This window comes from Kribbella sp. NPDC003505, from assembly GCF_040610875.1.
Taxonomy (GTDB): domain Bacteria; phylum Actinomycetota; class Actinomycetes; order Propionibacteriales; family Kribbellaceae; genus Kribbella.
This window is the reverse complement of sequence record NZ_JBEXNA010000003.1, coordinates 165986-188931: the sequence shown is the minus strand read 5'-3', so window position 1 is coordinate 188931 and position 22946 is coordinate 165986. Positions and strand designations below refer to the sequence as shown.

23 protein-coding genes are annotated in these 22946 nt (G+C 69.8%); 4 read left to right on the top strand and 19 right to left on the bottom strand.

What is annotated here, in order from left to right:
* Positions 1-25: 25 nt before the first annotated feature.
* Both ABZX12_RS09935 and ABZX12_RS09930 read right to left on the bottom strand, forming a co-directional pair.
* Positions 26-1462: a replication-associated recombination protein A gene (locus tag ABZX12_RS09935; RefSeq protein ID WP_355691635.1), complete on the bottom strand. Its 1437-nt coding sequence runs from the start codon at positions 1460-1462 to the stop codon at positions 26-28.
* Between the two features lie 50 nt (positions 1463-1512).
* Positions 1513-2103 carry a hypothetical protein gene (locus tag ABZX12_RS09930; protein ID WP_355691633.1) on the bottom strand — a complete coding sequence of 197 codons (591 nt, stop codon included), beginning with the start codon at positions 2101-2103 and terminating at the stop codon, positions 1513-1515.
* On the opposite strand from ABZX12_RS09930, the gene ABZX12_RS09925 reads away from it, so the two are divergent.
* Positions 2090-2470 carry a hypothetical protein gene (locus tag ABZX12_RS09925; RefSeq protein WP_355691631.1) on the top strand — a complete coding sequence of 127 codons (381 nt, stop codon included), beginning with the start codon at positions 2090-2092 and terminating at the stop codon, positions 2468-2470. The two genes, ABZX12_RS09930 and ABZX12_RS09925, sit on opposite strands and share 14 nt — an antisense overlap.
* Here ABZX12_RS09925 and ABZX12_RS09920 read toward each other — a convergent pair.
* The 4 genes from ABZX12_RS09920 to ABZX12_RS09905 form a co-directional block, all read right to left on the bottom strand.
* A complete protein-coding gene (locus tag ABZX12_RS09920) occupies positions 2443-2691 on the bottom strand; it encodes a hypothetical protein (protein ID WP_355691629.1) in 249 nt (82 codons plus the stop codon). The two genes, ABZX12_RS09925 and ABZX12_RS09920, sit on opposite strands and share 28 nt — an antisense overlap.
* Complete coding sequence (locus tag ABZX12_RS09915) at positions 2692-3321, bottom strand: VC0807 family protein (RefSeq protein WP_355691627.1); 630 nt, start codon at positions 3319-3321, stop codon at positions 2692-2694. It lies immediately after the preceding gene.
* A 70-nt stretch (positions 3322-3391) separates the two neighbouring features.
* Positions 3392-6070 carry an accessory Sec system translocase SecA2 gene (locus tag ABZX12_RS09910; protein WP_355691625.1) on the bottom strand — a complete coding sequence of 893 codons (2679 nt, stop codon included), beginning with the start codon at positions 6068-6070 and terminating at the stop codon, positions 3392-3394.
* 54 nt (positions 6071-6124) lie between these two features.
* Positions 6125-6922 carry a GNAT family N-acetyltransferase gene (locus ABZX12_RS09905; protein WP_355691623.1) on the bottom strand — a complete coding sequence of 266 codons (798 nt, stop codon included), beginning with the start codon at positions 6920-6922 and terminating at the stop codon, positions 6125-6127.
* 64 nt (positions 6923-6986) lie between these two features.
* Here ABZX12_RS09905 and ABZX12_RS09900 point away from each other — a divergent pair, with 64 nt between their 5' ends.
* On the top strand, positions 6987-7589 hold the full coding sequence (locus tag ABZX12_RS09900) for a hypothetical protein (RefSeq protein ID WP_355691621.1): 603 nt from the start codon (positions 6987-6989) through the stop codon (positions 7587-7589).
* 51 nt (positions 7590-7640) lie between these two features.
* Here the strand turns inward: ABZX12_RS09900 and ABZX12_RS09895 are convergent, their stop codons facing one another.
* Together ABZX12_RS09895 and ABZX12_RS09890 are read right to left on the bottom strand one after the other, a co-directional pair.
* A complete protein-coding gene (locus tag ABZX12_RS09895; protein WP_355691619.1) occupies positions 7641-9662 on the bottom strand; it encodes a GxGYxYP domain-containing protein in 2022 nt (673 codons plus the stop codon).
* A 77-nt stretch (positions 9663-9739) separates the two neighbouring features.
* Complete coding sequence (locus ABZX12_RS09890; RefSeq protein ID WP_355691617.1) at positions 9740-10300, bottom strand: hypothetical protein; 561 nt, start codon at positions 10298-10300, stop codon at positions 9740-9742.
* Between the two features lie 57 nt (positions 10301-10357).
* Between ABZX12_RS09890 and ABZX12_RS09885 the strand changes: the two genes are divergently transcribed.
* Entirely contained in the window at positions 10358-10984 is a 627-nt protein-coding gene (locus ABZX12_RS09885) for a class I SAM-dependent methyltransferase (protein WP_355691615.1), read from the top strand.
* Here ABZX12_RS09885 and ABZX12_RS09880 read toward each other — a convergent pair.
* The 11 genes from ABZX12_RS09880 to ABZX12_RS09830 all read right to left on the bottom strand — a co-directional run bounded on the left by ABZX12_RS09880 (position 10968) and on the right by ABZX12_RS09830 (position 21447).
* Entirely contained in the window at positions 10968-11321 is a 354-nt protein-coding gene (locus tag ABZX12_RS09880; RefSeq protein ID WP_355691613.1) for a GntR family transcriptional regulator, read from the bottom strand. The genes ABZX12_RS09885 and ABZX12_RS09880 overlap by 17 nt on opposite strands.
* 12 nt (positions 11322-11333) lie before the next feature.
* Complete coding sequence (locus ABZX12_RS09875) at positions 11334-11759, bottom strand: VOC family protein (RefSeq protein WP_355691611.1); 426 nt, start codon at positions 11757-11759, stop codon at positions 11334-11336.
* A gap of 34 nt (positions 11760-11793) precedes the next feature.
* The gene (locus ABZX12_RS09870) at positions 11794-12222 is read right to left on the bottom strand and encodes an AraC family transcriptional regulator (protein WP_355691609.1); all 429 of its coding nucleotides are present in this window, start codon (positions 12220-12222) and stop codon (positions 11794-11796) included.
* 20 nt (positions 12223-12242) lie between these two features.
* Entirely contained in the window at positions 12243-13160 is a 918-nt protein-coding gene (locus tag ABZX12_RS09865; RefSeq protein WP_355691608.1) for a proline iminopeptidase-family hydrolase, read from the bottom strand.
* Between the two features lie 12 nt (positions 13161-13172).
* The gene (locus ABZX12_RS09860; RefSeq protein ID WP_355691606.1) at positions 13173-14168 is read right to left on the bottom strand and encodes an alpha/beta fold hydrolase; all 996 of its coding nucleotides are present in this window, start codon (positions 14166-14168) and stop codon (positions 13173-13175) included.
* Complete coding sequence (locus ABZX12_RS09855) at positions 14165-15082, bottom strand: acetamidase/formamidase family protein (RefSeq protein WP_355691604.1); 918 nt, start codon at positions 15080-15082, stop codon at positions 14165-14167. Before ABZX12_RS09855 ends, ABZX12_RS09860 begins: the two co-directional genes overlap by 4 nt.
* 3 nt (positions 15083-15085) lie before the next feature.
* A complete protein-coding gene (locus ABZX12_RS09850; RefSeq protein WP_355691602.1) occupies positions 15086-17083 on the bottom strand; it encodes a dipeptide ABC transporter ATP-binding protein in 1998 nt (665 codons plus the stop codon).
* On the bottom strand, positions 17070-17948 hold the full coding sequence (locus ABZX12_RS09845) for an ABC transporter permease (RefSeq protein ID WP_355691600.1): 879 nt from the start codon (positions 17946-17948) through the stop codon (positions 17070-17072). The genes ABZX12_RS09850 and ABZX12_RS09845 overlap by 14 nt, the downstream gene beginning before the upstream one ends.
* Positions 17945-18877 carry an ABC transporter permease gene (locus ABZX12_RS09840; protein WP_355691598.1) on the bottom strand — a complete coding sequence of 311 codons (933 nt, stop codon included), beginning with the start codon at positions 18875-18877 and terminating at the stop codon, positions 17945-17947. Before ABZX12_RS09840 ends, ABZX12_RS09845 begins: the two co-directional genes overlap by 4 nt.
* Complete coding sequence (locus ABZX12_RS09835) at positions 18877-20541, bottom strand: ABC transporter substrate-binding protein (protein WP_355691596.1); 1665 nt, start codon at positions 20539-20541, stop codon at positions 18877-18879. Before ABZX12_RS09835 ends, ABZX12_RS09840 begins: the two co-directional genes overlap by 1 nt.
* A 234-nt stretch (positions 20542-20775) precedes the next feature.
* On the bottom strand, positions 20776-21447 hold the full coding sequence (locus tag ABZX12_RS09830; RefSeq protein ID WP_355691595.1) for a GntR family transcriptional regulator: 672 nt from the start codon (positions 21445-21447) through the stop codon (positions 20776-20778).
* A gap of 116 nt (positions 21448-21563) precedes the next feature.
* Between ABZX12_RS09830 and ABZX12_RS09825 the strand changes: the two genes are divergently transcribed.
* Entirely contained in the window at positions 21564-22910 is a 1347-nt protein-coding gene (locus ABZX12_RS09825; RefSeq protein WP_355691593.1) for a chloride channel protein, read from the top strand.
* Positions 22911-22946: the final 36 nt, after the last annotated feature.

The following is a 22946-nucleotide window of genomic DNA, read 5'->3' as shown; positions in this document are numbered from 1 at the left end:
GAAGCTCACGGTGTGTGGTGACTCGCTAACGGTCCCGCAGGATCTTCCGGATCGCCGCCACCCGGTCGGCGTACGACGCCTCGCCGCCGCGGCGGGTGGGCTTGTAGTAGTCGGTGCCGTCGATCACGTCCGGCGCGTACTGCTGCGGGACGATGCCGCGCGGGTCGTCGTGCGAGTACTGGTACGACGAGCCGTGGCCGAGCTTCTTCGCGCCGGCGTAGTGCGCGTCCCGCAGATGCGGCGGCACCGGGCCGACCTTGCCGGCCTTCACGTCCGCGATCGCGGCGTCGACGGCCGTGATCACGGCGTTGGACTTGGGCGCGAGCGCGAGCGCGACGACCGCCTGCGCGAGGTTGATGCGGGCTTCCGGCATCCCGATCAGCTGGACCGCCTCCGCGGCCGCGACGGCGACGCCGAGCGCGGTCGGGTCGCCCATGCCGATGTCCTCGCTGGCCGAGATCACCAGCCGGCGGGCGATGAACCGCGGGTCCTCCCCCGCCTCGATCATCCGGGCCAGGTAGTGCATCGCGGCGTCGACGTCGGATCCCCGGATCGACTTGATCAGCGCCGATGCCACGTCGTAGTGCTGGTCTCCGGCCCGGTCGTACCGCACGGCGGCCCGGTCGACGGCCGTCTCCAACGTGACGAGATCGATCACCGCCCGCTCGGCAGTGTCCTGCTCGGCCGGCTCGTCCTGCTCGTCCTGCTCGGCCGAGGCGTACTTCAGCGCTTGCTCGTGCTTGGCGCGGGCTCCGCCGGCCGCGGCCTCCAGGTAGGTGAGGGCGCGGCGGGCGTCGCCGCCGGCCATCCGGAGCAGGTGGTCGCGGGCGTCGGCCGCGAGCTCGAACTCGTCGTCCAGCCCGCGTTCGTCGACGAGCGCGCGGTCGAGCAGGGTGGAGATGTCGTCGTCCGTGAGCGACTCGAGCGTGAGCAGCAGACTGCGGGACAGCAGCGGTGAGATGACGCTGAAGAAGGGGTTCTCGGTCGTGGCCGCGACCAGGGTGACCCAGCGGTTCTCCACACCGGGAAGCAACGCGTCCTGCTGGGCCTTGGTGAAGCGATGGACCTCGTCGATGAACAGCACGGTCTCGACCGCGCCGGATGCGCGGGACAGGTCCCGGCGCGCGCCGTCGATCACCTGCCGCACGTCCTTCACCCCCGCGGTGACCGCCGACAGCTCGACGAACTTCCGGTTGGTCTGATGCGACACGACCGCCGCGATCGTGGTCTTCCCGGTCCCCGGGGGACCCCACAGCAGCAGCGACATCGGCTGGTCGCCCTCCACGAGCCGCCGCAACGGCGAGCCCGGCGCCAGCAGGTGCTGCTGACCGACCAGCTCGTCGAGGCTCCGCGGCCGCATCCGCACCGCCAGCGGCGCCGCCGTGTGGTCCATGTCCGCCAGACTGCCGCCACCGCGGGCAGGCGCCGGCGCACCAGGAAGATCGAACAACCCATCACTCACGCCAGAAGCCTAACCAGGCCCGCCGACAGATCTCCCATCCGGCGACGCGGCTACCGGCTGGGCCCGCCGGGTCGGTTGTGCGAGCTGCGAAGGCTGCGGGCGTCACGGCGAGTCGCCGGCGGCGGGGTGTCGAGCGAATCGGCGATGCCCTTGCGTACGGAACGCAGTTGGGCCTGCGCGGGATCGAGCCGGGTCGCGACAGCCTGGTCGTGGTCCCGCCAGGCATCGGTGGTTCCTTTGACGTACAGCGCGATCGCCGGCACCCGCATCGCCACCTCGGCCCAGAGCGGCGCACCGGTCAGCCCCACTCCCGCGCTGTAGGCGAAGAACGCCCCGGTGATCCTCGCCTGCCGAAGGAGCGTCGGACGCCGGTCGATCGGCGCCTCCTGCTTCCGGGCGAGGTAACGGCGATCGTCCATGAACTGCTGCCCCTGGCGGACCAGGTCGTCGGCAGCCCGCCGCAGCGGCTCACTGACCCTGACCTGCGCCCCCTCGGCGATCACGTCCCGCAGCACGCAGGCGCGGCCCAGCCGGGTCAGGGACTGCCCGAGCCACTCGTCGTCGCGGGCAGGCACAGCCGCTCGCCCGCCGTACGCGTCCTCGAACTCCTTGCGGAGGTCTGCGACGGTGGTGGTCGGCATCGTCCGGCCGTCCGTCGCGGCCCGGTTGACCGCCTGGGCGGACGCCTCCTCGAGACTGAGTCCCCATTGGTTGTCGGGGTCGCGACAGATCGGCCGCCGCGGCCAGGATCTGTTCGGCGTCGGACCCCTCCGGATCCAGGCGTACGTCGTCCAGGTCCAGCCGGAGCCACCAATACGCGAGCCGGTCCGCGGTTCTGCGCGCCTGGTCGCTCGCCCGCGCCGGGTACGACCGCTCGTACCGATCGAGGGCCAGAAGGGCCTCAGCGGCGAACAGGTCCACCACCTGCTGGGCGGCGGCCAGCTCGTCCCGGGTGGGTTCCCGCCGTTCGGCCCGCGGGATCACTGCCGGCCGTCCAGCTCGGCCTGAACTCGCTCGACCGCCTCCGCGCGGCGTTTGAGCCGGTCGAACCGCTCGGACTTCTCCGGGTCGGCCGGCTGGTAGTCGGCGTCCTCCGCCGCCTCGACCGGGATGTACCACCAGCGCCCGGCGTACCAGGTCGGACCGACCTCCATCTCCGCGAGCATCGGCGTCGCCTCGCCGGAGTCGAGCAGTTCACGCATGCGGTCTTGCGTAACGTAGTCGGTCACCTACCCGACTGTAGGACGCCGAGGGGCGAACACGAGGTGCCATGTTCCGCTGCGTCGCAGCAGGACCAGCGTCGGGACCTGCAGGACGACGATCGTCGCGACGGTGATCACCGGGTCGGTCGCCGGGACCACGGAGATCGGGAGCGTGTAGGCCACCACGACGCGCACGATCCCGTCGATGATCGTGGCGATCCCCCACCACACCGTGATCCACTTCCACGCGTCGCGGAACCGCGCGTTCGTCTCCCAGAGCCGGTCCAGCACCGCGGCCCGGCGCGCGAACAGCGCCCGGGTCACGACGTACGTCATCGGTTGCGGGTGCCGCAGCGACCACAAGGTGATGCCCGCGAACGGCAGGCTGATCCACGCGTTGCGGACCAGCAGCAGGCGTGCGTCCCCACCCATCACCGCGACGACCGTGCTCGCCGCCATGCTGATCACCACGGCCATCCCGAGCAGGTCGGTACGCCGGGTGCGCGCCAGCGAGACCGCCGAACTGATCAGCCCTGGGACCACACCGACGACCAGTGCGGTCAGGTCACTCGCTCCGAGCGCCTTGAGACCGTAGAACAGCGCGAGCGGGAGGGCGATGTCGACGACGAGCAGCCAGGGGCCTCTGTGCGTGGGCATGCAGCGAGCTTCGCCGAGGCTGCCGCCGGCCGGCATCGAGCCGACGGCTGTTCACCCCTAGACCAAAGTCTCAGTCCTTCTTCTTCGCAGCCTCGTCGTCGTCAGCGTCGTCATCGTCGCTTTCGGCCCCGCGGAGCTCCTCGGGGAGGTCCTCGTCGTCGAGGTCGCGCAGTTCCTCGGGGAGCTCGTCCGCGTCGAACTCCTCGGCGAGGATCTCCTCGGGCTCGGCGCCCGACTCCGGCTTGATCGCGTTCCGGAGGCGGCCGAGGATCCGGTCGGCCTCGGTGCCGAACGGGTTGTCGTTGACCAGGTACGTCCAGGTCGCGGTCGGCCGCGGGATCCCGCTGGCCTCCTCGTTCAGGCCGTCGGAGCCGATCTCGGCGTCCGCGAACGTCTCGGCCGCGTCCTTCCAGGCGTCCTCGATCAGCGTGTCGAACGACGCGATCGCCGACTTGTTGAACTCGTCGATCGGCTTCAGGTGCACGATGCCGCCGGCCAGCGAGCGCAGGTGGATGCCCTCGCGCAGGTCCGCGAGGTAGGCCAGGTGGTCGGTCCAGCGCCGGTCCAGGTGCCGCAGCGCGATCCGCCGCGCCGCGCTCTTCACCACGTCCTCGCCGACCTCGTCGACCAGCTCGTCGTACCGCTCCTTGGCACGCTCGGCCAGCTCGGTCGCGGCCAGATCCTCGGTCAGCACCTTCTCGCGGGTCTCGAGCAGGATCGCGCGCTGCTGCCCCGTCAGCCGGTTGTACTGCCACGTGGTCCGGTGCAGCTCGGCATTGGCTCCGTCCGCGACCCGCTGCGCGTGCTCCAGCATCCCGATCGACTTGCGGTCGGTCAGTCGCCCGGTCTCGTCCGGGTGCGGCCGGAGACCGGACGAGACCGAGTACCGCGTCACCAGCTCGTCGGCGAGCGACGCGAAGAACAGCGATCCGCCCGGGTCGCCCTGCCGCCCGGCGCGACCGCGCAGCTGGTCGTCCAGCCGTCGCGACGCGTGCAGACCGGTACCGATCACGTACAGGCCGCCGAGCTCGATGGCCTTGTCCTTGTCGTGCGTCTCGTCCTTGCCGCCGAGCCGGATGTCGGTACCGCGGCCGGCCATCTGGGTCGACACGGTCACCGTGCCCGGCACGCCGGCCTCCGCGATGATCGCCGCCTCCTCGGCGTCGTTCTTCGCGTTCAGGACGACGTGCTCGATATCGGCCGCCGCGAGCTGGTCGCTGAGCTGCTCGGACTCCTCGACGCTGTGCGTCCCGATCAGGATCGGCCGGCCGGTCTCGTGCACCTCGCCGATGTGCTTGACCAGTGCCTCGTTCTTCTGGGCGACGGTCAGGTACAGCCGGTCCGGGTCGTCCTTGCGGATGTTCGGCTTGTTCGGCGGGACGACGGCGACCTCGACGTCGTAGAACTCCTGCAGCGACTCCCCGACCACGACGGCCGTACCGGTCATGCCGCACAGCGACTTGTAACGCTTGATCAGCGCCTGCACGGTGATGCTGTCGAGCACCTCGCCGGAGTCGCTGACCGGCACCGCTTCCTTCGCCTCGACGGCGGCCTGCAGACCGTCGGGCCAGCGCTGCAGCTTCGCGATCCGGCCGCGGTTGTTGTTGATCAGGCTGACCTTGCCGTCGCGGACCAGGTAGTCGACGTCCTTGCGCAGCAGCACCTCGGCGTGCAGCGCGACGTTGATCTGGGTCAGCCGGTCGAGGTTCTCGTCGTCGTACAGGTTGTACTTCGGACGCTCGGGCTCGGCCGCAACCTCAGCCTCGCCGTCCACGTCCTCAGCCGGCTCGTCGCCTTCAGCTGCCTCGTCGGCCTCAGCTGCCTCGTCGGCCTCAGCTGTCTCGTCGGCCTCAACTGCCTCGACTGCCTCGGCTGCCTCAGCTGTCTCGGTCGCCGGCTCGGTTGCTGCTGCGGCTGCGCGTTCGCCGAGGGCCGACTCGACCTTGTCCGTGCCGCGGTCGGTGAGGGCCACGGTGCGGCCGTCGCCGTCGATCTCGTAGTCGACACCCGCGCGCAGCGTCCGGACCAGCTGGACGACGTCGTCGTCGAGGGCCTCGTTGCGGGTCGCGCCGGCCAGCACCATCGGCACCCGGGCCTCGTCGATCAGCACCGAGTCGGCCTCGTCGACGAGCGCCACGTCCGGCTCGACGGTGACCCGGTCCGCCACGTCGGTGACGAGACGGTCCCGCAGCACGTCGAAGCCGATCTCGCTGACCGGGACATAGCAGACCTCCGCCTGGTACGCCTCGCGGCGCTCCTGCGGAGTGGACGCCTGGCCGACGTGCGACACGGTGACGCCGAGCAGCTCGTACACCGGGCCCATCCACTCGGCGTCGCGCTTGGCCAGGTAGTCGTTGACCGCCAGCACGTGGACCCGACGACCGCCGACGGCATACCCGGCCGCGGCGATCGCGCCGGCCAGCGTCTTGCCCTCACCGGTGGCCATCTCGACGATCCGGCCCTGCAGCATCGCGAGCGCGCCGACGACCTGGCCGTCGAACGCGCGCTCGCCGATCGCCCGCTTGCCCGCGTCCCGCGCCAGCGCGAGGAACTCGATCTGCTCGTCCTCGTGCAGCCCGCCGGTGGTCCGCAGCTCCGCGACCGCCTCGGTGAGCTCTTCGTCGGTCAGGGAGAGGACCGATTCCTCCGCCTCGCCGACCAGCTGGGTGAGCCGTTCGTACGGGCCGAGATCGATCGAGCCGGGGCGCTGCAGCAGCCGGCGGAAGCGGGAAGCGATTTTCAGGGCCATGATGCAGGCAACGTACAGCCTCGGCCGGTCGTTCCGCGCGTCAGGTCCGGTGTGTTACGGCGTCCATTCGTACGGCGTGGTTCGGGTGACCGCGTGCAGGCCGAGTTTCTGGAGGATCGGGCGGGAGTCCTCGGAGGCGTCGACCCGGAGGAACTCGTAGCCACGGTCCTTCGCCAGCCGCGCGCGGTGCACGAGCAGAGCCGAATACAGGCCCTGACGCCGCCACTGCGGCAGGGTGCCGCCGCCCCACAGACTGGCGAACCCGGTCCCCGGGTGGAACCGCACCCACGCGGCGGAGACGGCCGAGCCTTGCGCACCTTTCAGCGCGTCTTCGACCAGGAAGACCGACAGCCGGTCCGGGAACATCCGCGCCTCACCCTGCAACTGCTCCACGATCCGCGCCAGCCCGCTGTCCCACAGGCTGTGGGTGAGTTCGGCGATCCGCTGGTAGTCCTGCGGCCCGTCGGCCTCGCGCAGCCGGACCTTCGACGGCAACGCCGACGGCCGCTCCAGGATCCGGTCCACCTCGCCGAGGATCAGCGTCTCCGGATCCCCCGGCACGAACCCCGCACGAACCAGCCGCTCACCGAGGTCGGCCGGCTCGTCGTACGCGTACGTCTTCCACTCGAACGGCAGGCCGCGCTCCCGGAAGAACGCCACCTCCCGCGCGATCACCGCGTCCGGATCGTCCCCGAGGCCGCGCGGGGCCTCCACGAAACCGGCCCCGTCCGGCCCCTCGACGTACGACCGATGGACCAGACCCTCGTGCTCCTGTTTCCAGCCGGGGATCGCATCCGCGTCCGGCAGCCGGATCCGGCGGTGGAACACGTCGAGAAGTTCGTCAGGCGTCATCTGCGAAGTCAACCAACCAGGGCCTTCGGGCGTCCAACGAGTAAGTCCTTGAAGGGGGGACACCATGAGAATGCACCACATCACCCCCAAGGCGATCCTCACCGCGGTCGCACTGCTGGCAGTCCCGGCCGCGGCCTTCGCGGTCCCGTCCGTCGCCGGATCGTCCGCCGCCCCCCGAACCGCCGCCCAGGCCACCTCCGCGTCCGTCTCCTGCCCGACGGGCTGGGGATCGTTGCCCGAGGCCAACAGCCGGATGGTGCAGTCCCCGCTGACGAACGTCCGCACCGGCCGGCACGCGTGCTTCGACCGGCTCGTCATCGACCTGAAGGGCCGCGCGGCCGGGTACGACGTCCGGTACGTCGGCACCGTGCGCCAGGACGGATCCGGCTTCGCGGTGCCGTTGCGCGGCAGCGCCCGTCTGCAGGTGGTCGTGCGCGCACCGTCGTACAGCACGTCGGGCACGACGACGTACGCACCGGCGAACCGGCGCGAACTGGCGAACGTGACCGGGTACGGCACGTTCCGGCAGGTTGCGTTCGCCGGGAGCTTCGAGGGTCAGACGACGATCGGGCTGGGCGTCCGCGCCCGGCTCCCGTTCCGGGTCTTCACGCTCGCGGGGCCGGGCTCGGCCTCCCGGCTCGTGGTGGACGTCGCCCACCACTGGTGACCGCCCTCCCAGCGGCCGCCCGATCCCACCCGGGCGGCCGCGCCTCCCGGCCTAGGGAAGCACTCGGTTGAGCAGGTCGTAGAAGCTGTTCGCGAGGATCAGCTCGTACGGATCGGTGAGCAGCGGCCCGAGTTCGGCCATGTCGGACGGCGTCCACGACCAGGCGCCGATCAGGCCCGACACGAACAGCGGGCTCGCACCGTCCCAGTCCGCGATCCGCCGGTCCAGCGCAGCCTTGAACTCCGCCGCCTTGCCGGGCGCGCCCCAGCCGCCGGTGATCGGGATGCCGCCCTGCCGGACGGTGAGCGGATCGCCATCCCAGGTCTGCATGATCCCTTTGGTCGGCGTGTACTCGGCGAACCCCTCGGCGATCTCCTTGGACAGCGGGACCCAGGTGTTGTTCTCGCGGCCGCTGTACGCGTAGATCACGTCCAGCGCGGTCCGGCGCATGAACGAGCCGGTCATCTTCAGGTACTCCGTGAGCTCGTCGGGCTTCCACGAGGCGGGGTACGTGTACCCGCCGCCGGACGGGCCGCAGACCAGCAGGTCGTTCGCGGTCGCGGTGCGCTGGAAGTAGCTGTAGATGTTGGGGCCCGACTCGGCCAGCAGCGGGCTGATCGTCCAGTTGGTCGGCACCTGGCCGCGCTTCGGGTCGTCCCAGATCTCCCGCAGCCGGCGCTGGCAGTACTGGATGTTGTCGCCCTCGCCGAAGGTCAGCGTCACGTAGACCTTGTTCTTCGGCTTGTCGATGCGCCGGATCGGCCGGGGCTTGTCGGAGATCGGGTCCGCGGTGCCGGCGTGCACGGTGCCGTTCATGTAGAAGTCGGCCGCGACCACCGGCGAACCGCCCTTGCTCGCGAGATCGACGCCGTCCCACTCACCGGAGACGTCGTTCGCGAACCAGCCCATGTACGGCGCCAGCGTCGGGTACTTCGCGTAGTGCTCGATGAGCAGGTCGCCCGTCGCACCACCCGGCGGCAGCCAACTCACCAGGGCCTTGGTCGCCACCACGTAGTCGCGGAAGTACGGGAACGGCTCGACACGGGTCGGCGACGTGTCGGTCGCGGACACCAGGTACTGGTTCCACATCTCCACGGTGACGATGAGGGACGTCGTACCCGCTGGCGGTTCGAAGCGGTAGATCCAGTAGTTGCCGCCGTCGGCGAAGCGGTTGGCCTCGCCGCCGATCGACGAGTGCGAGCCGTCGAACAGGTACGGCGCCTCCTCCGGGCTGTTCGGCTCGAAGCGGGCGATCTCGGCGCCGTTGGCCGTCACCACCACGTGCCGGACCGAGGCGCCCCAGCCGTCGTCGGTGAACGAGTCGGCGAACCGGACGTAGACGGCTTCCTTGCCGAGCTTGGCGGAGACGTCCAGGTTGTACGTGCCGCGGTTCGACGAGTCGCGGATCTGCTGGGTCTCGCGGGCGATCTCCAGCCACTGGACGCCCTCGACGTCGACCACGCGGGTCGGCGGGAGGCCGGCGAGCAGCTTGTGCGTGACCTTGCCGAACAGGTTGTCGAGCTGCCAGCGGTACGTCTTCACGCGGTCGTCGTCGAACATCCCGCGCAGGTCCTTCACGATCCGCAGCCCGTGGGCCTTGGCCTGGTCGGCGTCGGCGACGACCGCGTTCTCGAGGCCGGCGAGCGTCGTCGCCACGTTCAGCGAGTCCGGTACGGCCGGGTCGTGCACGATCGCGCCGCGGATCCGGCCGCGGTACTTCGCGACCAGGTCGAGCGGGTTCTGGTACTCCTTCTTCGGCAGGCGCATGTCGGACAGCCAGCGGGCGTCCGGCACGCTCTCGGTTCCGGTGTCGTAGATGAAGTACAACTCCGGCTCAGTACGGTTGACGATGCCTTGCAACGTTGTCAGCAGGGTCTGATCTCCCCCGCTGAGTTTGCTGACGTCGCCGTAATCCAGGTGCCTTGGGCGGTTGAACACCGGCAGCAGCCGAGCGGGGCTGCCGGACGTCGATGAAACTGCGGCGTGTGCTTCGCCCGCGAGCATCGGGACCACCCCGAACCCACCGGCCGCCACCGCGCCGCCACCCGCCAGGAACGTACGTCTCGAAACCATCGCGACCACTCCCTGAGGTTGACATCGATGTCAAATCAGCCCGGAATCTAGCAACCCCAGGAGAGCGTGTACATACCTCAGCCCAGACTTCTGGAATCGTTTCCGTCAGACGCCTTGCGACGGGTGAAGCGGGAGCGGAAGGAGCCGTCGTACTCGAGCTTGGTGTAGCCGGCGGAGTGGACGCCGACGGCGAAGATGCCGGCGGCCAGGAAGGTGATGCCGGCGGGGAGGGAGATGTGCCAGAAGGCTGCGGTGAGGCCTACGAAGGCGGAGCCCTCCGCCAGGGTCTTGGCGACGCTGACCAGCCGGGAGCTGGTCACCTGGCGGCGGAACGCTTCCTGGCTGTTCAGGACCAGGAGGGCCGCGAGCAGCGGGATCGAGACGGCGAAGGCGACCACGCAGATCGTCGCGGTCAGGTCGAGTGGGGACGTGGTCAGGAACGGTTGTACGACGACCAGCCCGGCGGCGCCGAGGCCGCCGTAGATCAGGTTGGACTGCCGGATCCACTCCTGCTGGACCGCCGGATCGGACGTCGTCTCCTCGGCGTCCTCCCGGAGCCGGTAGGCAGCTTCCACAGCGGCGTTCTCAGCCGCGTCCTCGGCTGCGCGGCTCCGCGCCGACTCGGTCTCCTCGCTCATCCGCCCGCCCTCCAAAACGACTGGCCCGCCGTCCGGCGGCGAGCCATAGTAAGCGGGGTGCGGTACTACCACCCCGAGCACCTGGCGGCTTACCGGCGAGTCGAACGCGAAGGCCTGACCCAGTGGAACGACCTCTTCGAGGAGGACCGCACCGGCGACTTCGAGGTCTTCCCGAACCGGGCCTTCCTCGAACGCGGCTTCCGCGTCGACGCGATCGACCTGATCCCCGAAGCGATCCGGCTGGCCCGGCGTTTCGCGCGGGAACGCGGCCTGGACGTCAACTTCGCCGTACAGGACGTCTGCGCCATGCCTGCGACGACCAAGCAGTACGACATGGTGCTCGACAGCTACTGTCTCCAGTCGATCGTCACGGACGCGGACCGCTCCCGCGTCCTCGCGGCCGTACACGACCGCCTGAAACCGAACGGCCGCTACATCCTCTCGACCGCCATGTACGACCCGAACCGCTTCTACGAGGACGACTTCCGGTACGACGCCACGACCGGCATCTGCTACCAGAAGACCACTGCCCCGACCGCCGACGCGGTCCACCTCGACAGCATCTGGTATCTCCCCCACCGCCGCCACCTGCGCCCCGAAGCGCTGCAGGCCGAACTGGAGCGCGCCGGTCTCTACGTCGTCTCGCGGCAAGGCGGCGACGTGGTGGCTACCAGGCTTGGTTGAGGATCTGGGTGGCTTCCGCCAGGGACAGGCCGGCTTCGCGGGCGGTGCGGGCGAAGCTGGCGGCGGCAGTGTGGGTGGCCGCGTCGTTGATCTGGCTGCGCGAGGCCAGGACGAAGGTGCCGTTGCGGCCCCGGGTCTCGACCAGCTGGTCGGCTTCCAGCTCCTTGTAGGCGCGGGCAACGGTGTTCACCGCCAGCCCGAGGTCGAGCGACAACTGGCGTACGGTCGGCAGCCGGGTCCCGCGGGCCAGTTCGCCGGCCCGGATCAGCGCCTCGATCTGCGAGCGGACCTGCTCGTAGGGCGGTGTCAGCCCGACCGGATCGACTGTGATGTCCATCCGGTCAGCATCTCAGGTGAAGTCCTCCGCCGTGTACGGCCGCTGCTCCACCAGGACGAGCCAGTTCCCCGAGTTGTCCCGCAGCACCGCCTCCACGCCGTACGGCCGGTCCGACGGCTCCTGGATGTACTCGACCCCCTTGGCCGTCAGCTCGGCGAACGTCTTGCGGCAGTCGTCGGTGGCGATGCCGAACCCGTGCATCGTGCCCTTCGCCATCATCCGCTTGACCGCCGCCGTGGACTCCTCGTCGAGCGGCGGACCCGGCAGCGCGAGCTGCAGCTCCAGCTCGGGATGATCGGCGTGGTGCACCGTGCACCAGCGGAAGCCGGGCAGCTTCACATCGCTGTTCAGCACGAACCCGAGCTTGCCGGTGTAGAACGCCAGCGCCTCGTCGATGTCGTCGACGAACACGCTGATCAGGCTGATGTTGGTGATCACAAGTTCCTCCTGGAGATCCGGCGTCGGTACGACGTTAGGCCCCGGACTCCCCGGCCGGCTTCTCCGGAATTGCGGAATTCAGTCCGAGCATGAACACGAAACAGCCAGGGATCCGCGCGCCGCCCCGGGTCCGCTGGTACTGCGTCGGCGGCATCCCGACCAGCTCGGTGAACCGCTGCGAGAACGACCCGAGGCTGCTGTACCCGACCAGCCCGCAGACCTCGGTCACGGTCAGGTTGGTCGCCCGGAGCAGATCGGTCGCGCGCTCGATCCGCCGCCGCGTCACGTACTGCATCGGCGTCTCGCCGTACGTCGCCGCGAAGCACCGCAGGAAGTGGTACTTCGAGACACCGGCCGCGGCCGCCAGCGCGGCCAGGTCGAGCGGCTCGGCATAGTTGCGGTCAGCAACATCTCGCGCCCGCCGCAGGTGCGGGAGCAGCTCGACCGGCACGGCAGAAGACACAGTCCGAGGGTAGCCGTCCCTCAGCGTCCGCCGCGGAGGAAGGACTCGACCACGGCGACGTAGCGGTCCGGCTCCTCGACGTTCGGCAGGTGGCTGGACTTCTCGAAGACCTCCCAGCGGGCGCCGGGGATCAGCTCCGCGTACGGCGCGACGCAGACCGGCTGAGCTTCGTCGTACGCGCCCGAGATCACCAGCACCGGCACGTCGATCCGCGGCAGGCGGTCCACGACAGACCAGCTCCGCAGACTCCCGACCACGTGGAACTCGCTCGGCCCGTTCATCGTGTGGTAGACGGTCGGATTCTTCTCGATCGACGCGAACGCCGCGGCCACCTCGGGCGGGTTCGGCACCACTCGGCAGACGTGCCGGTCGTAGAACACCTTCATCGCGGCGGCGTACTCCGGTGAGTCCGTCGTCCGCGCGTCCTCGTGGATCCGGAGCGTCGTGTCGACACCGGGTGGCAGGTCGGCGCGCAGTCCTGCCGCAGCCTCGCTCCACAACGGCATAGAGGCCGGCGAGTTCGAGATGACGAGCCGTTTCAGCCCGGCGGGGCGGCGTACCGCGTGCTCCGCTGCCAGCATTCCGCCCCACGACTGACCGAGCAGGTGGTAGTCGTCCGCGACGCCGAGGTGACCGAGCAGGTTGTCGAGCTCGGCGAGGAACAGGTCGACGGTCCAGTACGACGGATCCGCGCCGGGCAGATGCGTCGAGTTCCCGCAGCCGAGCTGGTCGTAGTGGATCACCGGCCGCGCCGGACCGTCGGGATCCGCGAACGCGGTCAACGACAGCAGGTACTGATGCGTCGCTCCGGGACCGCCGTGCGCGACCACCAGCGGAGTGACGCCGGACTCGAGGTTCCCGGTGATCCGGTACCAGGTCTGGCCCTCGGAGAACGGCACACGCCCTTCACGGGCCGGCGGCAGGATTTCGTAGCTCATCGACAGGTCCCTTCAGTTCTCGAGCCAGTCCCGCACGTGCCATCGCAGGAAGTCCAGCTCGGCCGGGATGCCGCGCGGTGCGCCCGCTCGATGTCCCCAGATGCTCGGGATCTCCACCAGCTCGGCCTTCCGCAGCGACGCCAGTTCCAGCTCGTTGTCCGCGGTCCGGAAGTACAGGTCGGTCGCCGACGGCATCAGCAGGACGCGCGCCGTGATCGCGCCGAGCGCCGCGGGCAGGTCGCCGTCGTACGACGTGCTGATGTCCGCGGCGAGCCAGGTCAGCGCCTGCGCGTACTGGTCCGCCGCGGCCCCCTCGGCGAAGCGGTCGACCCAATCGGTCTGCAGGTACGTGTCGAGATCCGGCGCCCCGAGAACCGACTCGAACAGCCCGGCCCGGTAGAAGTCCTGGCTCAGGCCCCACCCGGCGTACACGTGGGCGAAGGCACGCTTGGCGGCGACCGGCTCCGCGCTGAACCGCCCGCGGCCGTCGCACTCGGGAGCAGCTTCGAGGATCCGCAGCAGCCCGGAGAGGAAGACCCGGTTGTGCACGGACGTCCGGGCACTACCGCAGACGACGATCGCACGCTCGACGAAGTCCGGGTAGAGAGCGGCCCAGTGGTACGCCTGACCGGCGCCCATCGAGAACCCGTACGCTGCCGCGACCCGGGTGACCCCGAACTGCTCGGTGAGCAGCCGGTACTGCGCCCGGACGTTGTCGGCCATCGTCACGAGCGGCGGAAACCCGGGGTCCGTCGACGCGCTCGAGGACAGGCCGTTGCTGAACATGTTCGGAATCACCACGAACCATCGATCCGGGTCCAGTACGCCGTCCCGGCCGATCAGCCAGTCCTGCGTCTGGTGCGTCGCGCCGTAGCTGCACGGGTAGACGACGACGTTGTCCCGCGCCGGTGACAACGTCCCGTACGTCCGCCAGCTGAGCTTCGCGTCGCGGATCACCCCGCCGCGCTCCACGGGCAGGTCTCCGAGCGCGAAGACACCGGTCGTCATGCGAGGACGCCGGCCGGGAGCAGTGCGTGCACGCCCCAGGTCTGATTGGCGACCTGGGTGACGCGTAGGTCGACAGCGGTGCTGGCAAGGGCCAGGGCGGTGCTCTTGTCCACGTCGAGGACGACCTGCATCCAGCGCACCATCGCGTCCAGGGCATCGCCGGTCGCGACGTTCAGATCGGCGTCGAACCCGAAGGTGATCCGGCCGGCCGGCGACTCCGCGTGGATCGACCCGATCGGCCGATCCGGCACCACGTCTACAGTCAGCGTGGTCGTCATCGGGCACTCGATCGCCGTCCCGCCGACCTCTCCGTCGCCCCGCGCGGCGTGACCGTCGCCGACGCTCAGAAGGGCGCCGGCGACCGCGACCGGCAGGTAGAGCGACGACCCGGCGACCAGTTCCTTGCAGTCGATGTTGCCGCCGCTGACGGCGCGCGGCGGGATCGTCGAGTGCTCACCGGTCGCCTCCGGCACTACACCGATGACGCCGAGGAACGGCGCGAGCGCCCGGGTGAATCCGCCGTTGCAGGTGCCGGTGGCGGCGTCGGGGTCCAGGTCCCAGAGCAGCCAGGACGGTTGGTCGGTGACGCCCAGACGCTCGGTGATCGGCGATTTCAAGGCTCCGGCGACGGTCCAGCCCCAGGGGTCCGGGACGAGGGTTTCCAGCGTGATCGCCAGTACGTCTCCGGGCTCGGCGCCGCGGACCGCGATCGGCCCGGTCAGGCAATGACCGCGTGCCTCGGCGAACATTCTCGGCTGCTGCTCACCGGGCGTGGTCTGCGGCGTGAGATACCCCGACGCGTCCAGCGAATGGACGATCACGGTGTCGCCGGGATCGATCGTCAGCACCGGGGCATGTTCGGCGCTGAACACGTCCACGGTGGTCTCGGGGGTGGCATCCAGCTTGTGGTCCATGGTCTACCTCGCCGGCGTCAGGACGTGGGTGGTCAGGGGATGGTGACAGGCGACGGCGTGCGGGCCCTCATCTGTCTGCAGTACCGGAACCTCCGCGCCGCAGCGCTCGGTCGCGAGCGGGCAACGGGTTCGGAAATGGCAGCCGCTCGGTGGATCGATCGCCGACGGCAACTCTCCGCCGAGACCCGTCGACCGCTGTGCGCCGTGCCGGGCGCGGGCCGTGTCCGGCACGGGGATCGCGTTGATCAGCCCCGCCGTGTACGGGTGGCGGGGCGCGCTGTAGACCTCCTCGCCGGGCCCGAGTTCGACGAGCCGGCCGAGGTACATGACCCCGATCCGGTCGGCCAGGTACTTCAGCAGCGACAGGTCGTGCGAGATCACGACGTACGTGAGCCCGAACCGCTGCTGCAGGGACCTCATCAGATTCAGGATCTGAGCCTGGACCGACACGTCCAGCGCGGAGACGGGCTCGTCCGCGACGATCACCTTCGGCCGCAGCGCCAGCGCCCTGGCCATCGCGATCCGTTGCCGCTGACCACCGGAGAACTCGTGCGGGTACCGTTCCGCCGCGTCCGGCGGCAGGCCGACGGCGTCGAGGAGTTCGGCGACCGTATGACGGCGCTCTCGCCGGGTACCGACGCCTTGCGCCACCAGGGGTTCCGCGATCAGCGCGGCGACGGTCATGCGCGGATCGAGCGCGGCCGCCGAGTCCTGGAACATCATCTGCAGATCGCGCCGCCGCCTCCGGAATCCGGCCCGCGTCTGTGCCGACAGATCCCGGCCGTCGAAGCTGACCGATCCGTCGCTCGGCCGCTCCAGACCGACGAGCATCCGCCCGAGGGTGGTCTTGCCGCAGCCCGACTCCCCCACGATGCCGAGGGTCTCGCCGGCCGCGATGGTGAGGGTCACACCGCCGACCGCCTGCACGGAGCGGTTCGCCCGCACCCTGAACCGCTTGTGCACGTCGGACAGTTGCACCAGCGAGTCCGCTCCCCGCGGCTCCCGCGCGGGCCCGCGGGCGGTACCGGTCGACACCAGCCCGCCGTCGGCCGGATGGCAACAGGTGTGTGCGTGCTCGTTGCCCGTCAAGGCAGGGTCGGTCGCCCGGCAGTCGTCCTGCGCGAAGGCGCATCGCGGCGCGAACCGGCACCCCGGCGCGAGGTCCAGCAGCGTCGGCGGGGCGCCCGGGATCGTGGCGAGCTGCGCGTTCCGGTCGAGTTCCAGGGTCGGCATCGCGGCCAGCAGCGCCTGCGTGTACCGGTGCCGCGGCGCCTCGAACAGCTCCCGGACCGGCGCCTGCTCGACGACCTGGCCGCCGTACATGACGGCGACCCGATCGGCGTACTCGGCGATCACACCCATGTCGTGGGTGATCAGCAGGACCCCCATCGACAGCTGCGACTTCAGGTCGTCGATCAGCGTCAGGATCTGGGCCTGGATCGAGACGTCGAGCGCGGTGGTCGGCTCGTCGGCGATCAGCAGCTTCGGGTCGCACATCAGGCCGAGCGCGATCATCACGCGCTGCCGCATCCCGCCGGAGAGCTGGTGCGGGTAGTCGTCGAGCCGCTCGCGGGGCCGCGGCATCCCGACCAGTCCGAGGACCTCGGTGGCGCGGGCCGTGGCGGCGGCCCGGCTGCCGTCGACGTGGATCCGGTAGGCCTCGCGCAGCTGGCTGCCGATCGTACGGACCGGGTTCAACGAGGTCAGCGGGTCCTGGAAGATCATCGCGATCCGGCTGCCGCGGAGCCGGCGCATCGCCGGTTCGTCCAGCGTGGTCAGCTCCTCGCCGGCCAGCCGGACCGAGCCGCCCGTGATCGCACCACCGGGCGGCAGCAGCCGCATGATCGACATCCCGGTCATCGTCTTGCCGGAACCGGACTCGCCGACCACCCCCAGGGTCTGGCCCGCCTCGACGGCGAAGCTGACCCCGTCGACCGGATGGATCCGGCCTCGTGGTGTGTCGATCGCGGTCCGCAGGCCGGTCACCTCAAGCAGGCTCATGCGCGGTGTCACCTCCAGGACGGGAGAGCTGGGTGGCGAGCCGGCGGAAGCTGCGTCCGAGCCGGATCCCGGCTCGCGGATCGAGCAGCCGCATCAGGTGGTCGCCGGAGAAGTTCGCGAGCAGGATGGTCGCCATGATGGCCAGGCCGGGGAACGTCGACAGCCACCAGGCATCCGCCAGGTTGGTGGCGCCCGCAGCCAGGTCGCTGCCCCAGTCGGGTGCCGGCAGCTTCACCCCGAGGCCGAGGAAGCTCAGCGTGGTCGCCGTCAGTACGCCCCAGCCGATCGCGCTGCTGCCCAGCACGACGACTTCGGTCAGCAGGTTGGGCAGGAGGTGCCGCCACGAGGTCCGCAGGGCGGTCGAGCCGAACACCCGGGCGGCTTCGACGTACTCCGCCTTGCGCAGCCGGCGAACCGAGGACTCGACCACGCGCGCGAATCCGGGCGTGAACGCAATCCCGATCGCCAGAACGATGCTGCGGACTCCCGACCCCGCGGTGGCGATCAGGATCAGCGCGATGAGCAGCACCGGCAGCGCCAGGAAGACGTCCACCAGCCGCATGACCACGGCGTTGAGCCACCGTGGCGCGACGCCGCCCAGCACACCGATCGCCACCCCGGACGCAGTCGCGAGCAGCACGCCGAGGAAGCTGGCGAGCAGCACCGGACGAGCGCCGTACACGGTCCGGCTGTAGACATCCCGGCCGAGCAGATCCGTTCCGAACCAGTGGCTGCCGCTCGGGCCCTCGAGATGGGCGTCGCCGGTCGCCACCGGGTCGACGTGCGTGAGGACGCCCGGCGCGACGAGCAACAGGAACACCAGCAGGAGCGCCAGCCCCAGCGGGAGCCATTTCACGCGGCTCATGCGGCGGCCTCCTGACGGGTGCGCGGGTCGACGGCGCCGACGATCAGATCCACCACCAGGTTGATCAGGACGTACGCGAGGCCGATCACCACCACCGCCCCCTGCACGACCGGGATGTTCTTGCTGGTGATCGAGGTGGCCAGGAAGCTCCCCAGTCCGGCCCGGCCGAAGATCACCTCGGTGATCGCCGCACCAGTCAGGATGTTGCCGAACTGCAGGCCGATCGTGGTCACCGCAGGCACCGACGAGTTCCGCAGCACATGCCGCAAAAGAACACGCCACTCCCCGCTCCCCCGCGCCCGGGCCGACTTCACGTAGTCGCTTCGCATCTCCTCGATCACCCGGCCCCGGACCAGCCGAGTCAGGATCGCCGCGTACCCCCAGCCGAGCGAGACAGCAGGCAGTATCAGGCTCTTCGCGGTGCCGTCGTCGATCGCGGACAGCAGCTGCAGCTTCACGCTGAACAGCAGGACGAGCAGGAGCGCCAGGAAGAAGTACGGCACGGCCACCCCGGCGAACGAGACAGCCCGCGCCACCGCGTCGAGGACCGACCCCGGCCGCATCCCCGCGACCAGCCCGAGCGGTACACCGACCAGCACCGCCACGAGCATCGACGCCGCGGTCAGAACCACCGTGCTGGGCGCGCGGGACAACAACTCGTAGGCCACCGAGTTCTGGGTGAGGAACGACGTACCCAGGTTGCCGTGCAGCAACTGGACCGCGAAGTCGGCGTACTGCCGCCACCACGGATCGTCGAGACCCAGCTGCTGACGCAACGCGGCGATCTGCTCCGGCGAGGCGTTGGCGCCGTACAGGATCACCTTCGCCGGATCACCCGGTACGACGTGGACGAGCACGAACGCGATCAGGGTGATGCCGATGACGACCGGTACGGCGGCGCCGAGCCGGCGCAGCACGAACAGCGCCATCAGCCGACGGTGGCGCTGTGGAACGCCAGGTAGCCGTTGAGGGTCTGGTGCAGGTTCTTCACCTTGGGAGACAGCGTGAAGGCGCCTGCCACGTCCCACAGCGGCAGGTACATCGAGTCCCGCATCAGGATGCCGCCAACCTGTTCGTAGAGGCTGTTGCGGGTCGCGTCGGCGGCCGTCGAGTTCGCGTCGGCGATCAGCTTGTCGATCGCCGGGTTGGCGTAGTGCGACCAGTTGAACCCGGACTTGATCGCGTTCGAGTTGACCCAGATGTTCAGTAGGTACGGGTCCGCGCCGTAGTAGCCGAACGAACCGAGGTTGTGCACACCGGAGTTGAAGCTGGCCTGCGCGGTCGCGAAGGGCTGCACGCTGGTGTTCGCGCTGAAGCCCACCTTCTGCAGCTGCGACACGACGAATTGGGTCGGCAGCTCGAGCCCGCCGCCGCTGAACAGGATGATCTCCAGGTTCAGCTTCTGCCCGTTCTTGGTCCGGGTGCCACCGTCGCCCGCCTTCCAGCCGGCCTGGTCGAGCAGCTGCCCGGCCTTGTCCGGGTCGTAGCTGTAGGTCTTGCTCGCGGCCTCGCTGTAGCCCGGCGTGATCGGGGTGAGGACGTTGTGCGCGGGCTTGTAGACGTCGTACAGCACGTTCTTCACCAGCGCGTCCTGGTCGACGGCATACATGATCGCCTGGCGCACCAGCGGGTCGTCGGTGGGCGGCTTCGTCACGTTGATCGGCATCCCCAGCGGCGTACCGATCGAGGGCACCAGCAGCTGCTCGTACTTGCCGGACTTCGCCGCGGCGGAGATGTTGTTCGGCGGCAGGTTCATCGCGATCTGCAACTGCCCGCTCTGCAAGGCGTTGTAGCGGCCGCTGTCGTCGGTGACGATCCGGAACACCAGCTTGTCCAGCTTGGCCGGTCCGTCGCCGAGCGCCTTCGGGCCCCAGGTGTACTTCGGGTTCTTCAGCAGCGTGAGGCGACTGCCGGCCTGATAGCTCTCGAAGCTGAACGGCCCGGTCCCGACCGGGTTGTTACCGAATCCCGTCGGCCCGTACTTCGCCAGCGCGGTGGGCGAGGAGATGCCGAAGTTGCCGGCCGCCTGCTGGTGCAGGAACGACGCGTTCGGTGCGGTGAACACGATCTGCACGGTGTAGTCGTCGAGGATCTTCGTCTCTTTGTACGGCCCGAGCGCACCGAGGCCGCTCTTGGACTTGGTCCGCGGGTCGACGACATGGTCGTACGTCGCTTTGACGGCCTTCGCGTCGAACGGAGTCCCGTCGTGGAACGTCACGCCCTTGCGCAGCTTGAACGTGTACACGGAGGCGTCCGGCGAGATCGTCCACGACTCGGCCAGGCCCGGGTGGAAGGCGCTGCCGCCCTTGCCGTCGGGCAGCCAGTACACGAGCGGGTCGAACAGGGCGAACGAGATCAGCAGCGTCAGCGCGAGACCTGTGGCGCCCGGGTCGAGAGTGTCCGGAGTGGCGTTGATCCCCATCGTGAGGGTGCCGCCGCCGGCCGACGAGACGGTCGACGTCGCGGCCGTGCTGTCGCCGCACGCGGTCAGTGCCGGCGCGAGGCCGATGGCGGCCGCGAGTCCGCCGCCCCAGCCGAGCAGCCGGCGGCGGGACAACGACGAAGAGGCGGTGCTGGCAGGGGTGAGATCCATGAGACGTGCTCCTCGGGCAGGAACGGCAAGCTCTTCCGTATGTTGTATACGGTTTGTGCTACGCCCGTGTTTCGCGACTGGCACCAGGTGATTTCGTCTTCAGTGGGTTCACAGCCTCAACCGGCCGTAAAAGAACGGGATCACGGCGAACAGAACGCCAGGATGGCGGGCAGGACAGGGCTGCGGCCGGAAGAACTCCGGTAGCCGAAGCTCGCACTCGTATACCGTTCGGTATCAGTCCTGCTGGAGGTGCGGACGGAGCGCGTTGCGGACGCTGAGCACGTGGTGCCGTGCGGCGGCCTCGGCCAGCTCCGGGTCACCGGCGGCGATGGCCTCGATCAGACCGTGGTGCTCAGCCCAGGCCGAGGGGTTCTGCAACGGTGCGCTCTGCCGCAGCAGCCATTGGCCGCGCTTGACCATCGGGATCGCGAGCGCGATCAAATAGTCGTTCCCGGTCATCTCGAAGATCAATGAGTGCAACTCGGTGTGCAGCGTGGACAGGGTGTCCAGATCCTGCTCCGGACCGGAGTCGCGGACCAGATCCAGAATCGCCCATGCACGGGCGATCAGCGCACCGCCGGGCTTCGTGGCCGAGGCGGCGAGGCGCGCGCCGAGCGGCTCGAGCGCCAGCCGCACCTGGAACAGTTCCTCGGCCTGCTGGGCCGACAGAGTGGCGACGAAGGCACCCCGCCTCGACACGACGTCCAGGAAACCTTCGGCCTCCAGGACGCGCATCGCTTCCCGGATCGGGTTACGGGAGACACCCAGTTGCTGAGCCAACCGGTCCTCAACCAGGCGTTCACCGGGTTCCAGCGAGCCGTCCAGGATGAGCCGTCGTAGTTCCGAGGCCACCACATCCCGCAACGGCCGGTGGCCGTCTCCGACGAGCACCGAGTCCGTGGTCACCCGGTTGATCGTATACGAAGCAGTTGCGCGAGGACGCCTTGCAGGGGTTGTGGGGTGCTGTCTGCGGCGCGCATGGTGGTGCGAGGGGAGGCTGCGTCGCAGGGGGTGGGCGGGCGATGAGTCAGGCGAGTGAGCAGGCGGGCGGGGAGCCGACGACCGGCGGCCGGTCCGCCGATCCGCAGGTGCTGATGCGAAGCCGGCAGTACCGCGGTCTGCTGGTCGTGTCGGCGCTGGTCGGCGTCGCCGTGTCGCTCGCGTCGTGGGGCTTCCTCGAAGCCACCCACTGGTTGCAGGAGGCGGTGTACACCGACCTGCCGAAGGCTCTCGGCTTCGACTCGGCTCCCTGGTGGTGGCCGCTGCCGGTGCTCGCGGTGGCCGGACTGGTGATCGCGTTCGCCATCGTGCGACTGCCCGGCCACGGCGGCCACGAACCGTCCGAGGGGCTGAAGACCGGCGCGCCGACCACTCCTGCCGAACTGCCCGGCGTGATTCTGGCCGCCGTCGCCACGGTCGGTCTGGGACTGGTCCTCGGACCGGAGGCGCCCCTGATCGCCTTGGGGGGCGGAGTGGCGTTGTTCCTGGCGGACCGGGCGCGGCGACCCGTCCCTGACCAGGCCAAGCTCATCCTCGCCGCGGCGGGCGGGTTCGCCGCGCTGGCGACGATCTTCGGCTCGCCGGTCATCGGCGCGGTGATCATCATCGAGGCTGCGGGCCTCGGTGGTCCGACGCTGCCGCTGATCCTGCTGCCGGGTCTGCTCGCGTCCGGCATCGGCTCCCTGGTCTTCGTCGGGATCGGTCATCTGACCGGCCTGAGCACCAACGCGTTCGCGCTGCCGCCGCTGACGCTCCCGGCGTACCCGATCCCGCGATTCGTCGACTTCCTCTGGACGGTCCCGCTGGCCCTGGTGGCCGCTGCCGGAGTCTTCGCGGTCATGACGCTGGCCCGGTACACGCGCTCGCTGGTCACACGGCGCCCGTTCCTGCTGATTCCGGCCGCCGCCCTGGTGGTCGGCCTGCTGGCCGTCGCCTTCGCCGAGATCAGCGGGCAGACCGCCAACGCGGTGCTGTTCTCGGGCCAGGACGAGATGTCCGCAACCCTCAAGGACGCTGCGACCGTCTCGCAGGGCACGATCGCGCTGCTCCTGGTGGCCAAGGCGCTGGCGTGGGGCGTGTCGCTGGGCGCCGCGCGTGGCGGTCCGACGTTCCCCGCCATCTTCCTCGCGCTGGTCGGCGGCCTGCTGGCAGCGGATCTCCCCGGATTCGCGCAGACGCCGGCCGTCGGCGTCCTGATCGGGGCCTGTGTCGTCGCCGTCCTGAGACTGCCGCTGTCCGCGATCGTGCTCGCTCTGCTGATCACCCGGGCCGGCGGCGGGGTCGCGCCGCTCGTCATCGTGTCGGTGGTCGTGGCCTACATCAGCACGCTGATGCTCTCGGCACGCCGCACGATCACCCCGGAGGGGTGATGCCGTTCGGGCGTGCCGCTAGGGATGCTGGCGCTC

What these genes read in the sequence shown, in the direction of transcription:
- ABZX12_RS09850 (WP_355691602.1), bottom strand. Translation starts at nt 17,083, where the DNA reads ATGAGCCTGCTTGAGGTGACCGGCCTGCGGACCGCGATCGACACACCA.
- ABZX12_RS09905 (WP_355691623.1), bottom strand. Translation starts at nt 6,922, where the DNA reads ATGACGCCTGACGAACTTCTCGACGTGTTCCACCGCCGGATCCGGCTG.
- ABZX12_RS09860 (WP_355691606.1), bottom strand. Translation starts at nt 14,168, where the DNA reads ATGACGACCGGTGTCTTCGCGCTCGGAGACCTGCCCGTGGAGCGCGGC.
- ABZX12_RS09895 (WP_355691619.1), bottom strand. Translation starts at nt 9,662, where the DNA reads ATGGTTTCGAGACGTACGTTCCTGGCGGGTGGCGGCGCGGTGGCGGCC.
- ABZX12_RS09915 (WP_355691627.1), bottom strand. Translation starts at nt 3,321, where the DNA reads ATGCCCACGCACAGAGGCCCCTGGCTGCTCGTCGTCGACATCGCCCTC.
- ABZX12_RS09835 (WP_355691596.1), bottom strand. Translation starts at nt 20,541, where the DNA reads ATGGATCTCACCCCTGCCAGCACCGCCTCTTCGTCGTTGTCCCGCCGC.
- ABZX12_RS09890 (WP_355691617.1), bottom strand. Translation starts at nt 10,300, where the DNA reads ATGAGCGAGGAGACCGAGTCGGCGCGGAGCCGCGCAGCCGAGGACGCG.
- ABZX12_RS09865 (WP_355691608.1), bottom strand. Translation starts at nt 13,160, where the DNA reads ATGAGCTACGAAATCCTGCCGCCGGCCCGTGAAGGGCGTGTGCCGTTC.
- ABZX12_RS09880 (WP_355691613.1), bottom strand. Translation starts at nt 11,321, where the DNA reads ATGGACATCACAGTCGATCCGGTCGGGCTGACACCGCCCTACGAGCAG.
- ABZX12_RS09855 (WP_355691604.1), bottom strand. Translation starts at nt 15,082, where the DNA reads ATGGACCACAAGCTGGATGCCACCCCCGAGACCACCGTGGACGTGTTC.
- ABZX12_RS09910 (WP_355691625.1), bottom strand. Translation starts at nt 6,070, where the DNA reads ATGGCCCTGAAAATCGCTTCCCGCTTCCGCCGGCTGCTGCAGCGCCCC.
- ABZX12_RS09825 (WP_355691593.1), top strand. Translation starts at nt 21,564, where the DNA reads ATGAGTCAGGCGAGTGAGCAGGCGGGCGGGGAGCCGACGACCGGCGGC.
- ABZX12_RS09930 (WP_355691633.1), bottom strand. Translation starts at nt 2,103, where the DNA reads ATGCCGACCACCACCGTCGCAGACCTCCGCAAGGAGTTCGAGGACGCG.
- ABZX12_RS09840 (WP_355691598.1), bottom strand. Translation starts at nt 18,877, where the DNA reads ATGGCGCTGTTCGTGCTGCGCCGGCTCGGCGCCGCCGTACCGGTCGTC.
- ABZX12_RS09845 (WP_355691600.1), bottom strand. Translation starts at nt 17,948, where the DNA reads ATGAGCCGCGTGAAATGGCTCCCGCTGGGGCTGGCGCTCCTGCTGGTG.
- ABZX12_RS09900 (WP_355691621.1), top strand. Translation starts at nt 6,987, where the DNA reads ATGAGAATGCACCACATCACCCCCAAGGCGATCCTCACCGCGGTCGCA.